14 protein-coding genes are annotated in these 13,698 nt (G+C 64.8%); 5 read left to right on the top strand and 9 right to left on the bottom strand.

What is annotated here, in order from left to right:
• The first annotated feature begins 50 nt into the window (after positions 1–50).
• On the top strand, positions 51–1,670 hold the full coding sequence (locus tag VVD49_RS04665) for a methyl-accepting chemotaxis protein (protein ID WP_327597967.1): 1,620 nt from the start codon (positions 51–53) through the stop codon (positions 1,668–1,670).
• 69 nt (positions 1,671–1,739) lie between these two features.
• Here VVD49_RS04665 and VVD49_RS04660 read toward each other — a convergent pair whose 3' ends face one another.
• The 8 genes from VVD49_RS04660 to ubiE all read right to left on the bottom strand — a co-directional run bounded on the left by VVD49_RS04660 (position 1,740) and on the right by ubiE (position 7,674).
• Positions 1,740–2,309, bottom strand: a complete 570-nt coding sequence (locus VVD49_RS04660; RefSeq protein ID WP_327597966.1) for a ubiquinone biosynthesis accessory factor UbiJ — start codon at positions 2,307–2,309, stop codon at positions 1,740–1,742.
• Positions 2,310–2,313: 4 nt separating this feature from the next.
• A complete protein-coding gene (locus tag VVD49_RS04655) occupies positions 2,314–3,180 on the bottom strand; it encodes a Tim44 domain-containing protein (RefSeq protein ID WP_327597965.1) in 867 nt (288 codons plus the stop codon).
• Between the two features lie 159 nt (positions 3,181–3,339).
• Positions 3,340–4,557 carry an MFS transporter gene (locus VVD49_RS04650; protein WP_327597964.1) on the bottom strand — a complete coding sequence of 406 codons (1,218 nt, stop codon included), beginning with the start codon at positions 4,555–4,557 and terminating at the stop codon, positions 3,340–3,342.
• The gene (locus tag VVD49_RS04645; RefSeq protein ID WP_327597963.1) at positions 4,554–4,928 is read right to left on the bottom strand and encodes a lysozyme inhibitor LprI family protein; all 375 of its coding nucleotides are present in this window, start codon (positions 4,926–4,928) and stop codon (positions 4,554–4,556) included. Before VVD49_RS04645 ends, VVD49_RS04650 begins: the two co-directional genes overlap by 4 nt.
• 13 nt (positions 4,929–4,941) lie before the next feature.
• Entirely contained in the window at positions 4,942–6,036 is a 1,095-nt protein-coding gene (locus tag VVD49_RS04640) for a serine hydrolase domain-containing protein (RefSeq protein ID WP_327597962.1), read from the bottom strand.
• The gene (locus VVD49_RS04635) at positions 6,020–6,469 is read right to left on the bottom strand and encodes a hypothetical protein (protein ID WP_327597961.1); all 450 of its coding nucleotides are present in this window, start codon (positions 6,467–6,469) and stop codon (positions 6,020–6,022) included. Before VVD49_RS04635 ends, VVD49_RS04640 begins: the two co-directional genes overlap by 17 nt.
• A 28-nt stretch (positions 6,470–6,497) precedes the next feature.
• On the bottom strand, positions 6,498–6,908 hold the full coding sequence (locus VVD49_RS04630; protein WP_327597960.1) for a hypothetical protein: 411 nt from the start codon (positions 6,906–6,908) through the stop codon (positions 6,498–6,500).
• A gap of 7 nt (positions 6,909–6,915) precedes the next feature.
• Positions 6,916–7,674 (bottom strand): bifunctional demethylmenaquinone methyltransferase/2-methoxy-6-polyprenyl-1,4-benzoquinol methylase UbiE, encoded by a 759-nt coding sequence (ubiE, locus tag VVD49_RS04625; protein WP_327597959.1) that lies wholly within the window; start codon positions 7,672–7,674, stop codon positions 6,916–6,918.
• A 165-nt stretch (positions 7,675–7,839) separates the two neighbouring features.
• On the opposite strand from ubiE, the gene VVD49_RS04620 reads away from it, so the two are divergent.
• Positions 7,840–11,175: a DEAD/DEAH box helicase gene (locus tag VVD49_RS04620; RefSeq protein ID WP_327597958.1), complete on the top strand. Its 3,336-nt coding sequence runs from the start codon at positions 7,840–7,842 to the stop codon at positions 11,173–11,175.
• A gap of 51 nt (positions 11,176–11,226) precedes the next feature.
• The gene (locus VVD49_RS04615) at positions 11,227–11,538 is read left to right on the top strand and encodes a hypothetical protein (RefSeq protein WP_327597957.1); all 312 of its coding nucleotides are present in this window, start codon (positions 11,227–11,229) and stop codon (positions 11,536–11,538) included.
• Positions 11,539–11,589: 51 nt separating this feature from the next.
• On the opposite strand, the gene VVD49_RS04610 is transcribed toward VVD49_RS04615, so the two are convergent.
• Positions 11,590–12,312, bottom strand: a complete 723-nt coding sequence (locus tag VVD49_RS04610; RefSeq protein WP_327597956.1) for a pseudouridine synthase — start codon at positions 12,310–12,312, stop codon at positions 11,590–11,592.
• Positions 12,313–12,409: 97 nt separating this feature from the next.
• On the opposite strand from VVD49_RS04610, the gene VVD49_RS04605 reads away from it, so the two are divergent.
• Together VVD49_RS04605 and VVD49_RS04600 are read left to right on the top strand one after the other, a co-directional pair.
• Complete coding sequence (locus tag VVD49_RS04605) at positions 12,410–12,838, top strand: Fur family transcriptional regulator (RefSeq protein ID WP_327597955.1); 429 nt, start codon at positions 12,410–12,412, stop codon at positions 12,836–12,838.
• A 49-nt stretch (positions 12,839–12,887) separates the two neighbouring features.
• The gene (locus VVD49_RS04600) at positions 12,888–13,685 is read left to right on the top strand and encodes a ZIP family metal transporter (protein WP_327597954.1); all 798 of its coding nucleotides are present in this window, start codon (positions 12,888–12,890) and stop codon (positions 13,683–13,685) included.
• Positions 13,686–13,698 lie beyond the last annotated feature (13 nt).

Raw genomic sequence — 13,698 nt, 5'->3', positions numbered from 1 at the left:
GCATTGTGCCGTAAGACCGCAGATTGGATTCCGTCCGGATGGGCCCAGTCATGCAACTCGAAAACGTGTCCCTGCGTACCCTGCTCACGGCGCTGGCCGTGCTCGGCTCCGCCTGCGTCGTCGTCAATGGCGGCGTCGCCCTGATGGGGGGGCGCGCCATGACGGGCGCGGTTACCGAGATCGTCAGCACGCAGAAGCACGTACGCGTCCAGATGGAAGTCGACATGATGCATGACGCGGTGCGTGCCGACGTTCTCGAGGCGCTGCTGGGTACTGCAACCCACAAGGACGATCTGCTCAAGGAGGCTGCCACCGAGTTCGGCCAGCACGAAGCCAAGATGCGCAAACTGTTTGCCGAAGTCGCGGGCGTGATTCCGGACACGGCCTTGCGCAAGGAAGTCGAGCCTGTGCTGGATCGCTACCTGCAGTCGGCCAGATCCATCATCGAAACGCCGCCGTCCGACGCGACCGCGGGCGATGCCAAGCTGCAGGCCTTCACCAAGGATTTCGACACTCTCGAAGATTCGCTCGCCAAGGTGACCGAGTCCATCGAGACCCTTGCCCAGGAGCAGGAAACGCTTGCCGCACACCGCAGCTCGCAGACGACGGTGGCTGCGCTGGGCATGATTGCCGTGGCCTGTCTGCTGATGCTGGCGGGGGCCTGGGCGGTGAATAACCATATTGGCCCGCCATTGCGCCGCCTCGTGAGTGTGGCCGATGGCATCGTGGCCTCCGGCAACCTTACACAGCGCCTCAACTCAAGAGCAGAAAACGAGATCGGCGTCGCCATGCGTGCCTTCGACCGCCTCGTCGAATCGCAGCAACGCATCGTCAGCGATGTCCGGCGGGCGGCTGACCAGGTAAATGACTCGGTCGGCAACGTACGCCGGCTCAGCGAAGACGTGCAGCGTGATGTGGCTGGCCAGCGCCAGCAGGTCAGCGCGGTGGTCAGCAGCGTAGAGGATCTCGCTGCCACTATCCGCCAGGTCGGCGCCGATGCTGAACAGGCGCTGTCCTCATCGACAGCGACTGGTCGCGATTCCGAGCACAGTGCCAGCGTGGTGCGCGAGGCGGCTGGCGACATGACGCGCATCGCCGAGACCGTGCAGGACACTGCCCGTGCAGTGGGCTCGCTGGAGACAGAGGCTCTGGCCATCGCCAACGTCATTGCTACCATCAAGGGCATCGCCGACCAGACCAACCTGCTGGCGTTGAATGCCGCCATCGAAGCCGCGCGTGCCGGTGAGCAGGGGCGTGGTTTCGCCGTGGTGGCTGACGAAGTGCGCAAGCTTGCCGAGAACACCTCCAAGGCGACCGACGAGATTTCCGCCACGATTGCCCGCGTGCAGGACACGATCCGCACCGCCGTGACGTCGATCGACCAGAGCGTCGAAGGCGTGTCTGGCGGCGTTGCGCGTGCGCAGCAGGCGGGCGATTCCGTCGCGGCCATTCCGCAGGCCGCCGCCGGCATTGCCGCAGCCATGCAGGAGATCTGTACGGCGGTCCAGCACCAGCAGAAATCCGGCAATCAGATCGCGCAGCTTGTGCACGCCATGAAGGAAGTGGCCGACCGCAACGCCGATCGTGCCACGCAAGTGGCCAGCAGCTCGGCAGCGGCAGGCTCCTCCATGGATGCGCTGCTGCAGTCGACGCGGCGCTTTACGGTTTGAAGCGGTTTTGCAGCACCAATAAAAAAGGGCCGCGAGGCCCTTTTTGCTATGTGCTCACTTCTCGATTCTTCATGAGCCGAGGCGCGCAACCCGTGCCTCGAGGCGTGCAAGATTTTCCTGCGCTGCTGCCATTTCACCGCGCCACGCAGCCAGCTCGTCCTGCTGTACTACCAAGCCCTGCTCATCCCGCACATACTCGACGACATTGGCGCCAAGGTTACGGGCCAGCTGCCTGGCACCCGCATTGGCGCGCGCCAAGCCACTTTCGACACGCGCTGCGAGTACGTCACCCATGAGGGGGCTGAGCGCCGCGCCGACATCTGGCCGCAGGTGCTTGAGCAGCACCGAGATCGTCTCAGCAAAGCCCGCATCGCCACTGATGGTGGCAAGCTTGCTCAGCTGATCGGGCCCGTCCTGCAGGCTGACCAAGGCCGATGCCGGCAAGGCGATACGCACATCCGGCACCGCATCACCCGCCAGCGCATCTACCTGCCCGGCGTCCGTTACCCGCATACGGAGGGTGACGCCACCGAGGCTCAGCTCGGCGCTCTTGCCGGCGTGCGGCTTGAGCATGTCACTGGCCCACGCCTCGCCCTTCAGCAGGCGATTGAGTGGGCCGAGCAGGAACGCTTGCAGCATCGGCTCAGGCAACCTGCTGGATGCCCGAGAGTACCCAGCCACTGTTGCCGTCGACCGGCTTGGACAAGTGCCAGACTTCGTCGAAAGGCGCCGGTGCGCTGTTCGCAGCTTCACGCAACATGCCGTTGAAGCGCACGCTGGTGATGTAGCGACCCGACTCTTCCACGACTTCCAGCACCTGTGCGTCGAGGCTTACCACGTCGGTCTTCTGTGCGGCGCCGCGGCGATCATCGATGTCCAGCTTGATCTCGGCAAACATCTCGGGCGAGGTGAACTCGCGGATGTCCTGAAGATTGCCGGCATCGTTGGCTGCCTGCAGGCGGATGAAGTTCACCTTGGCCTGACGCGTGAAGCCATCGACATCGAAGTCAGCCGGGATAGTGGCCGCTGCTGCGGGCGCTGCGCCGCCACCGTAGGCCTGCTGTGCTTCGTACTGCGCCGGTTGCTGTTGTTGCCAGTTGGCAGGTCCGGAAGCCATTGCCGGTTGCTGTGCCCGGTTGCCGCCCATGAAACGACGAATCAGCACAAATGCGAGCACGCCGCCGATGACCAGCAACAGGATGCCTGCCATGTCACCGCCCATGCCGAAGTGCGACATCAGTGCGGCCAGACCGATACCGGCAGCCAGGCCGGCCAGAGGGCCTGCCCACTTGCGCCAGCCACTGGCGGGTGCGGCTGCAGGCGGCGTAGCCGGTGCAGGACGTTGATAAGCAGGTGGTGTGGCCTGGCGCTGCGGCATCGTGCGTTGCATGCCGGTTGAGCGACCGCCACCCAGACGTGCGGCTTCGGCGTAGTCGACGGACATGCCGACGGTGCTGAGGGCGACGAAGGCCATCAACAAGGCGCGCTTGAAAAATCCGGATTTGAGCATTTCTTTCTCCACTATGGCGGGACGAAACCCCGACGAACCTGATTCTAGATCGGGGGATATCGGAAAGGTTCAAGTAAAAGAGAACTGACGATCAGGAAAAAGCTGAGCAATTGATCAAAACCTTCCGGCAAATCGCGTGCTGAGCGGACGCCCTGCGTGTCAGGCAGGAAGTGGCTGGCGCGATACAGGCGCCTCGCGGATCGGCAGATTGCACAGGGCTGCCAGCGATGCCAGCGCGATGTCTGCCCACCACATCAGGTCGTAGCTGCCCAGATTGCTGATCGCCAGACCGCCGAGCCAGGCGCCGAGGAAGCCGCCGACCTGATGACTCAACAGGGTCAAGCCGAACAGGGTGCCGAGATAACGGCTACCGAACAGCTTGCCGACCATGGTTGCTGTGGGTGGCACGGTCGCCAGCCAGGTCGCGCCCAGGCCTGCTGCAAAAAAGTAAAAGGTCAGCGCGGTTTTCGGTGCGGCGAGATAGGCCAGCACCAGCAGGGCGCGCGAACCATACATCCAGAACAGCACGTACTTGCTGCGATAGCGCTGCACGGCCCAGCCCGCGACCAGACTGCCCACGATATTGGCGAGGCCGATGATGGCCAGCGACCAGCTCGCCACGCCCGCGGGCAGCCCGCACAGCGCGACCTCGCCGGGCAGGTGCGTCACGAGGAAGGCGATGTGGAAGCCGCACGTGAAGAAGCCGGCATGCAGCAGCAGGTAGCTGCGGTCCTTGAGGGCGTCGCGCACGCTGCTGCCCAGACTCGGTCCGTCATTGCGGGCGGCGTGTTGCTCGGCTGTCTGGTGCGGCCGGCGCAGCGTGAACGCCATTGGCAAGGCGGCCAGCGTGACGACGGCCAGCGACCACATCGCGCCCATCCAGCCAATGCTCTGGATCAGTTTCTGCAGCACTGGCGCAAACACGAACTGGCCGAAGGAGCCGCCGGCATTGATGACGCCGGAAGCCATGCCGCGTCGTTCCGCTGGCAGGCGGCTGGCGGCTGCGCCGATCAGCACCGAGAAGCTGCCCGAGCCCGAACCGGCGGCCGACAGCAGGCCGATCGAAAAACACAGGCCCCAGGTGGAGTGCATCAAGGGCGTCAGCGCGCTGCCCAGCGCCAGCATCAGCACGCCTGCTGCAATCACGCGTCCCGGGCCGTAGCGGTCGGCAATGGCGCCGGCGATCGGCTGCACCGCGCCCCATACGAACTGCGCGACCGCCATGGCGAGGCTGATGCTGGCGATGCCGAGGCCGGTCGAGGTATTGAGCGGCGAGACGAACAGCCCGAGCGACTGGCGCGCGCCCATGGTGATCATCATCGTCGAAGCAGCGACAAGGGTGATGAGCCAGTAGCTCTGCGCGGCGCGGGTCTTCATGGTTTGCTCCAGGTTTCGAGCACGCGGGTGCGCTGCTCGGTCGCGGCTTGTAGGCAGGCATGGAATTCCAGCGGCCAGATCGAACCTCCTTCGTACTCGCGGACCTGCGCCTTGCACTGCGGATCGCGTTGCTTGAGCCAGGCGCGTTGCAGGTTGCGCAGCTCGCGCTTCTTCGCGTCGGACAAGCCTGCCATGACGCGCTTGTAGGTGTCGTTCAAAGCCCGGTCGGCCGCCTGGTAATTGCGCAGCGCGCAGGCATTCATCTCCTGCTGATTGCCGCTGTAATTGCAGACGGGTGCGTCATTTTCCGCCGCCACCGCACTGTTGGCGACAACGAGAGTCAGCAGGGCAACAAGGCTTGCACTTCGCATGGCGAATCCCGTCTCAGGTGCCGGCCGGATTGCCACGGGCCTCGAGGATCAGACCCAGCAACTTGCCGAAACTGGTGTAGCCCACTTCGCGAGCGGCGCGCTTGTTCTCGCGGTCGACGGTGTGCGTGACGACCAGCTGCAATTCAGGATTGACGAACACGTACTGGCCGCCCGCACCGAGCGCGGCAAAGCTGCGGCCGGGCGGTTTGTTGCCGAAAAAAGTGACCTGCTGCGAGCGCTCGGCCACCCACCACAGATAACCGTAGTCGAGATTGCGCACCGTGGTTTTCGAGATCGGCCGCGTGCTGCGCTCTACCCATTCACGCGACACGATGCGCTTGCCGCACCAGTCGCCACCGCGCGCCATGAGCAGGCCGATGCGCGCCAGATCGGCATTCGAGATGCGCATCTCATAGAGCGGGAAGCGTGACTCGACGCCATTCCGGTAGCGCGTGTCGATCCACTTGCTGAAGTCTTCGAATTGCAGCGGCTCGGCGAGATCGGTCTTGAGCGCATCGAACAGGTCGCTGCCGCTCTGCTGGCGGAACACTTCGGCGAGCGCATTGAAATCCCAGTTGTTGTAGTACCAGCGCTCGCCGGGTTTGCAGCTGCTGCGCGCAGGCATGCCTGCCACCCAGCTTTCCGGCAGGCCCACCGAGGGCAGGTAGATGCAGCCACGCGCCTCCAGCAGTTGCTCCGTGGTGGCGCCTTGCTCGTCGGCGGTGAGCGCGCCGGTCTTGTCCTCGACGATGCCCATCTGCGCCAGCGTCTTGTCGAGCTTGATCTTGCCGCGGTCGTGCTGGATGCCGACGAGGATGCTCAGCACGCTCTTGCGCATCGAAGCGATCTCGCGCGAGGCGTGTGGCTGGCCGTATTCGTAAATGACACGCCCGTCTTGCACGATCACCAGGCCCTTGGTGTCGAGGGTCTTCAGATAGTCCTCGACGCGCGCAAGACCTTCGCCCGACCAGCCAGCAGAGGCGGGCGCAACGTACTCCCATTTCTCCTGCGGGCAGACGTCGCCGGCGGACGCGGTGCCGCCCGGCACTGCAACAGCCAGCGCCAGCAGGGCGGCACGCAGGCATCCGGCCTTACTTGCGCCGGACACAGGTCTCCGTGCCGCTATTGCCGCCCTTGAACTCGGGCTCGTAGTAGAACTTGCGGAAACCGACGCGTCCCTGTTTGTCCTTGAACACGGTGGCGATGCCTGTGCCGTAGTCCTTGGGGGTCGGGTCGGTGAGGGCGAAATGGATCGCCAGCTGCTTGCCCAGCGACACCGCCTGCCCGGGGTAGGTGCCATAGCCCGGCACTTCCAGCTTGAAGTCGTAAGCGCCGTATTCACCGCTGCTCTGCGCGACATTGCGCACCAGGGTCACGGTGCCCGAGTAGGGGCCTTCATGCTGGTCGACGCCCTTGCAGTCATACACGCCGCTGTAGTCGGGGCCGCTGAAACTGGCGGCGTTGGCGAGCGTGGCCGCGCATGACAGCAGCCCGGCAACGAAGGTGGCGAACAGGGGGCTATGCCAGGCGCGTGCAGTCACATGAGTTACCGGTGGTTCGTTAGGGGGATCAGCGATCTGCCACTTTCTGGCAGGGGCGAAGGACATCCGTGTCCGGCGCACTGGCCTGTCCGCGCAGCGCAATTGCAACGGCACCCAGACAGTGTTCAAGGCTGTCAGCCTCGATATCGAAGATGATTTCGAGCCGCCCGTTCCGCAGCGTCGACTTGAACGGCAGCCGGCGACTTTCCGAAGTCTGGCCGCAGGACGCGAGCGTATCGGGGAAGCTCGGATTGTCGAATTGATAGCGAAGGCGGTCGAGCGTGTCAGTGCACTCCGGGCCGTTCTTCAAGGCAATCTGGACCAGCGCCGGCCCCTCCGCCTTGGGGCGGATCTGCAGGAACCGCGCAGGCTCGAACGGCGGGGAAAATGTGCAGGCCGATGCAAGGATCGCGATCGACAGTGCGGCCAGGGCTCTCATGCTGCGACTAGAACTTGTAGCCGCGATGCAGCGCCACGGCACCTGCCGCAAGGTTGAAGTACTCGGCGCGCTCCAGCCCGGCATCGGTGAGCATCTGCTTCAGCGTGTCCTGGTCCGGATGCATGCGGATCGATTCAGCCAGGTACTTGTAGCTGTCGGCATCGCCGGCGACCTTCTGGCCGAGCCAGGGCAGGACCTTGAAGGAGTAGACGTCGTAGGCCTTGGCCAGCGGCTGCCAGATTTTCGAGAACTCCAGCACCAGCAGGCGGCCACCGGGGCGCAGCACGCGGCGCATTTCGGCCAGCGCCTGATCCTTGTGGGTCATGTTGCGCAGGCCGAAGGCCACGGTGACGAGGTCGAAATGGTTGTCGGGGAAGGGCAGCTTCTCGGCGTCGCACTGTGCGGTCGGCAGCAGGTAGCCCTTGTCCGTCGTGCGGTCGCGGCCGACGCTGAGCATCGCGTGATTGATGTCGGTGAGCCACACCTGGCCGGTCTCGCCCACCTGTTTGGCGAAAGCCAGTGACAGGTCGGCCGTGCCGCCGGCCACGTCGAGCACGCGTTCGCCCGGGCGCACCGCGGCGATCTGGATGGTGAAGGCCTTCCACAGGCGGTGCATGCCGGCCGACATCAGATCGTTCATCACGTCGTACTTGCTGGCGACGGAGGAGAAGACGCCTTCGACGCGCTTGGCCTTTTCATGTTCAGCGACGGTTTCGAAGCCGAAATGGGTCTTGCCGCCTTGGGGTGCGCTGGTGTTTTCGCTCATGGCCTATGTCCCTGCAGGGGTCTGCATGTCCGTAATCTGTCCGACCTGCATTGTAATGGGCTCCGTGCTCCGGGGCCTGTTCCCGATCATCTGATCTGCCCGATATATGGGAACAGACCCAAGGCTTCGTTACAATGGCCGGTTCTGCCTCATGCGATTGACTACATGTCCGTAACAACAACACCTGCCCGCAACTTCACCAAGAGTGATGTGCTGCGCTGGTTTGGCAAGGCCGGGTACACCAAGGGGCTGGGCTACGTCGGGGCCGTGAATGGTCTGCAGCTGAGCGACAGCCTGATCCGCGCCTCGGTCAAAGGGACGGCCCTGTCGCCTTACAAAGTGCGTATCGCCTTTGGCGCCAAGGACGATGTGCAGGCGATCTGCTCCTGCCCGGTCGGCTATACCTGCAAGCATGGTGCAGCGGTATTGCTGGCGGCCATCGAGGCGCGTAACGAACTGGCGGTACAGCCCGACCCGCAGGTGCTCGACTGGCTGAGCATGCTGCGCGACCTCAGCGACGCCAACGGCAGCAAGCCCGCCAAGCCGGGCAAGCCGGTAAAGATTCGCGAGCAGTTGTTCTACGTGATCGATCATGACGCTGCCCAGCAGCGCGTGACGGTCTCGCTGCGCAAGGGACGCACTGACGCCTCGGGTTTCCTCAGCGATCTCGCTGAGCCCTGGGACAGCATCGAGCGTGCGCTGGCCAAGCCGCCCAAGTTCGTCAGCGACGAAGACCTGGTCATCCTGCGCCTGCTGTGGATGATCCGCTCGCACGAGTTCTACGCCACTTTCGAATTGCAACGCCGCCCGAGTGATGACCTGTTGTCGCGCATGCTGGCGACCGAGCGCTGCCTGTTCGACGACGCCCAGTGGTTGCCGCTGCATCGCGGCCTGCCGCGCAACGGACGCCTGCTGTGGCAGGCCGGGGATGACGGCCGCATGCACGCCAATGCCGTGATCGAAGGCGTGGCGCAGGCCAGCGTGCTGCCTTGCGAGCCGCCCTGGTACGTCGATCTGGCGAGCGGCGAATGCGCGCCGCTGGATCTCGGCATCGGCGCGCGCATGGCCTCGCGCCTGCTCAGCGCGCCGCCGCTGCGTCCGCTGGATGCGGCGCTGGTGGCCATCGAGCTCAGCGAAATCGCGCCCGACGTGCCGCGTCCGGATACGGATACGGCAGCGCGCCTGCGTCGCATCGAGGTTGCACCTGGCTTGCGCCTGCGCCTGCTTACCGGCACGGTCAGCATCGCGCAAAGCTGGCGCGGCTACCCGCAGGCGTATCAGTTCCCGATGGATTTCGCGCAAGCTTCGTTCGACTACGCCGGCATCGTCGTGGGTGCCGACGAGACACGCGATTTCCACATCATCGACGGCGAGACCGTACAGCTGGTGCGCGACAAGGCAGCCGAGGCTGCGGCCATTGCCGGCTTGCAGGCGCTGGGCCTCGAACGCGTGCCGGCCGAGACCTTCGCCAGCTGGAGCAATCCACCGGGTGAAGGCCTTTATGGCCTCGCCGATGCGCTCTCCTGGAGCGAGTGGATGCCGCGCCTCGTACCCGCATTGCATGCGGCCGGCTGGGTGCTGCAGATCGACGAGAGCTTTCACCACCACGTCGTCGAGATCGACGAGCTGCTCGCCGACGTACAGGAGGGCGAGGCCGGCTGGTTCGACCTGTCGCTCGGGTTCGATCTCGACGGGCAACGCATTGCACTGGCGCCGCTGCTCGCCAATTTCCTGCACCAGCATCCGCATCTGGCCAATGGCAAGGGCCTCGATACGCTGCAGGACACGGCGCGCATGGACATCATGCTCGACGACGGCCAGCGTGTGCGTTTCGCCGCGGGCCGCCTCAAGCCCGTGCTGCGCCTGTTCATCGACCTGTTTGACGGCAAGCTGTCTGGCGGTGCCGGCCTGCGCATTTCCAAGCTGGACGCACCACGCCTCGAAGGCCTCGGCAACGTTGCCAATACCACTGGCCTGAAAGCGGTCGAGGCGGCAGCCCAGCGCCTGCGCGGCAGTGTCGGCGTAACGCAGATCGCGGCACCCGAGGGGCTTGGCCTGACCTTGCGCCCCTACCAGGTGGAAGGCCTGTCCTGGCTGCAGCATCTGCGCCAGCATGATCTCGGCGGCATCCTTGCCGACGATATGGGCCTCGGCAAGACGGCGCAGACGCTTGCGCACCTGCTGGTGGAAAAGAATGCCGGCCGGCTCGACCGGCCTTGCCTGGTCGTCGTGCCGACCTCGCTGGTGTTCAACTGGCGGCGCGAGGCGGCGCGCATTGCGCCAGACCTGTCGGTGCTCACCCTGCATGGGCCGCAGCGCGACTTCGCTGCGATTCCGAAGCATGACGTCGTGCTGACCACCTACCCGCTGGTGTGGCGTGATGCCGAGCCGCTACAGCAGCACCAGTACCACCTGCTGATCCTCGACGAAGCGCAGACCGTGAAGAATGCGGCCAGCCGTGCGGCGGCAGTGATCCGCACGCTGGAGGCGCGTCATCGCCTGTGCATCACCGGTACGCCGATGGAGAACCACCTCGGCGAGTTGTGGACGCAGTTCGACTTTCTGCTGCCGGGCTTTCTCGGTGACAGCAAGGACTTCACGCGACGCTGGCGCACCCCCATCGAGAAGGGCGGCGACAGCCTGCGCCGCGAGCTGCTGGCACGCCGCGTCAAACCCTTCCTGCTGCGCCGGCGCAAGGACGAAGTGGCGAGCGAATTACCGCCGAAGAACATCGTGCTGCGCACCACCGAACTCGAAGGTGGCCAGCGCGATCTTTACGAAGTCGTGCGCAGCGCGATGGACGAGAAAGTGCGCAGTGCAGTCGCCGAGAAAGGCTTCCGCCGCAGCCAGATCGTCATCCTCGACGCGCTGTTGAAGCTGCGCCAGGTGTGCTGCGATCCGCGCCTCTTGAGCATTGCCAGCGCGCAGCGCGTGAAAGAGCGCGCCAAGCTCGACCTGCTCATGAACATGCTGCCCGAGCTGGTCGAGGAAGGGCGTCGCATCCTGCTGTTCTCGCAATTCACCAGCATGCTCGAGCTCATCGTCGAGGCGGTGGAAAAGGCCGGCATTCCCTACGTGCTCCTGACCGGCCAGACCACGGGGCGTGAGGCCGTCGTGCAGCGTTTCCAGAATGGTGAAGTGCCGCTGTTTCTGATCAGCCTCAAGGCCGGCGGTCTCGGCCTCAACCTGACGACGGCCGACACGGTGATCCACTTCGACCCGTGGTGGAACCCGGCAGTCGAGGACCAGGCCACCGATCGGGCGCACCGTATCGGCCAGACGAAATCGGTCTATGTTTACAAACTGATCGTCGCCGGCAGCATTGAAGAACGCATCGTCGCCTTGCAGGAGAAGAAGGCCGCACTGGCCACCGCCGTGCTCAGTGGCGATGCCGAGGGTGATGTGAAATTCAGCGAGGAAGACCTCGCCAACCTGTTTGCGCCATTGCCGGAAGTCGACAGCAACAAGTCGCGCTTTGCAGCCAGGGAGAGCCGGCGCTGAACCCGAAGCGCCCGGGTGTGTCGAACAACTACGGTATTGAAGGAGTGCTCCATGTCGAAGATGTTGTACACACTCACGGCGGCCATCGCCTTCGCGGCCAGCGGCATTGCGCAGGCGGATGTATCCGGTGCGGTCACGGAAGCGAAGGACGCCACCGTAAATGCAGCCCACAAGACGGGAGAGGTCGTATCCGAAGCGGCCAGCGCCACGGTCACGACCAGCAAGCAGGTCGCTCACAAGACGGCTGACGGCGCGGTCTGGGTCTATCGCAAGACCGTACAAATCACCAGGGATGCGCTGGGCAGCGCTGCCGCCAAGACCCGTGAGGTGGCGGGCAAGGTGGAAGACTCGGTCAGCAGATAAGATCGGCAAGCGCAGGACATCTGCATGCCCGGCCGGACGGTTTCCGGACGATCAGGCCAGGGGCATCAAGGACATCGCCAGCACTGTCGCGCTGAAATCCTCGGCGAGCGGGCAGCCGATGTCCAGCAGCTCGCCACTGACGGGATGGCGCAAACGCAAGCCCGTACACGCCAGCAGCAGCCGTTGATGTCCGCTGAACCCGGCGATCGCGCGGTTATGCGGGCCCTTGCCGTAAGTCGCGTCGCCGATGATGGGATGGGCGATGTGCTTGAGGTGGCGCCTGATCTGATGACGGCGCCCCGTCTGCGGTTGCAGGGCGAGCAGGGCGTAGCGGCTTGTCGCGAAACGGCCGTCAGGTAGCGGCAACTCGCAGCGCGCCAGGCACTGGTAGCGGGTGCGGGCTTCCTGTGGCGCGTTCAGCGCATCGGGATGACCCCGGTCCTTGTCGTCGAGGATGCGCGGCAGCGGGTGATCGATCAGACCTGAATCCGCCGGCCAGCCGCGCACCACGGCGCGATATTCCTTCTCCACCGTCCCGCGCTCGAACTGCGCGGCCGTCGCGCGCAGGCTGTCCGTGTCCAGCGCGAACAGCAGCACGCCTGACGTGCCCCGGTCGAGGCGATGCACCGGCCACACGTGCCGGCCGATCTGGTCGCGCAGCAATTGCACGGCAAAGCGCGTCTCGTGGCGGTCCAGCGCCGTGCGATGGACCAGCAGGCCGGCGGGTTTGTGGATGGCGATGAGCTGGTCGTCGCGATGGAGAATTTCGAGCATGGCGAGGCTTGTACGCGCTCGGGCGCATCCGGGCAAGCAAGCGCTGCAGATGCAACCGAATTGCAGAAGCAACGCAATTGTGCTCCAATCCGGCCCTATGAGTGCAGACGACCTCACCCCCGCCGACCGTATCCGCGCCTTGGGCGCACGCGCCACACCAGCGCGCGTGGCAGTGATGCGCCTGCTCGATGCGGCCGAGCGCGCGCTGACCCACCACGACATCGAGCTGGCGCTGGAGGGCAGCGGCTTCGACCGCGTGACGCTCTACCGCGTGCTCGACTGGATGGTGGAGAGCGGCATCGCGCATCGCGTGACGGACGCACAGCGTGTGTTCCGCTTCAGCAAGGCGGCAACGGACGCGCCGGCGCACGACCGCCACGCGCATTTCCGTTGCGAAGACTGCGGCAAGGTCTTCTGCCTCGACGATGTACCGGTGACGCGGCCTGCATTGCCCAAGGGCTTTTCCAGCAGTGCCGTGGAACTGTCCATCACCGGTCATTGCGGACACTGCGGCAAGCACAGCTGAGCGCGGCCGGCGCATCGAACAACGAGACAATCACAAGGACTCTCCCCGCATGACCCTGCTTAACATCGTTCTGGCCACGCTGATGGGCGGCCTGCTCAGCGTCTTTGCGGCAATGCTGCTGCTGGCGGGCTTTCCGCAACGCTGGATGCCGCGTCTGGTGGGTTTCGCCACCGGCGTGCTGCTCGCCGTGGCGCTACTGGATGTCTTGCCGGAGGCCTTCGAGTCGGGCGTCGAACCGCACAAGCTGTTCGCCACCCTGCTCATTGGCCTGCTGAGTTTTTACGGGCTGGAGCGCATTGCGCTGTGGCGGCACTCGCATCCGGATGAGGAGGGGCACGACCACCACTGCCCGACGCATGACCACCATCACCACCACCATCACGGCCATGGCGTCGGCCACAACACAGTGGTGTCGGTGATGATCGGCGACAGCTTCCACAACTTCGTCGATGGCGTCCTGCTGGCGGCTGCCTTCCTCGTCAGCCCGGCACTGGGCTGGAGCACGGCCTTCGCCGTGATCGCGCACGAGATTCCGCAGGAGGCGGGCGATTTTGCCATCCTGCGTGCATCCGGCATGTCGAATGCGCGGGCCCTGTTGTTCAACGCGGTGTCGAGCCTGGCAGCCGTGCTCGGCGGCGTCATTGCCTATTTCGCCCTGTCGCAGACGCAGGCAATGCTGCCCTATATCCTCACCGTCGCTGCGGCGAGCTTCCTCTATATCGCCATCTCGGACCTGCTGCCTATGCTGCGTCGTGAAGGCCATCGTGCCACTTCGATGTGGCAGACCGGCTACATGGTGGCGGGTGTGGTCATGATTGCAGTGGTCTCTTTGTCTCATGGGCATTGAACAAGCCGGAGAG

It is taken from the genome of Uliginosibacterium silvisoli (assembly GCF_036017035.1).
GTDB classification, from domain to species: Bacteria; Pseudomonadota; Gammaproteobacteria; order Burkholderiales; family Rhodocyclaceae; genus Viridibacterium; species Viridibacterium silvisoli.
This window is presented reverse-complemented; position numbering and strand designations above follow the sequence as displayed.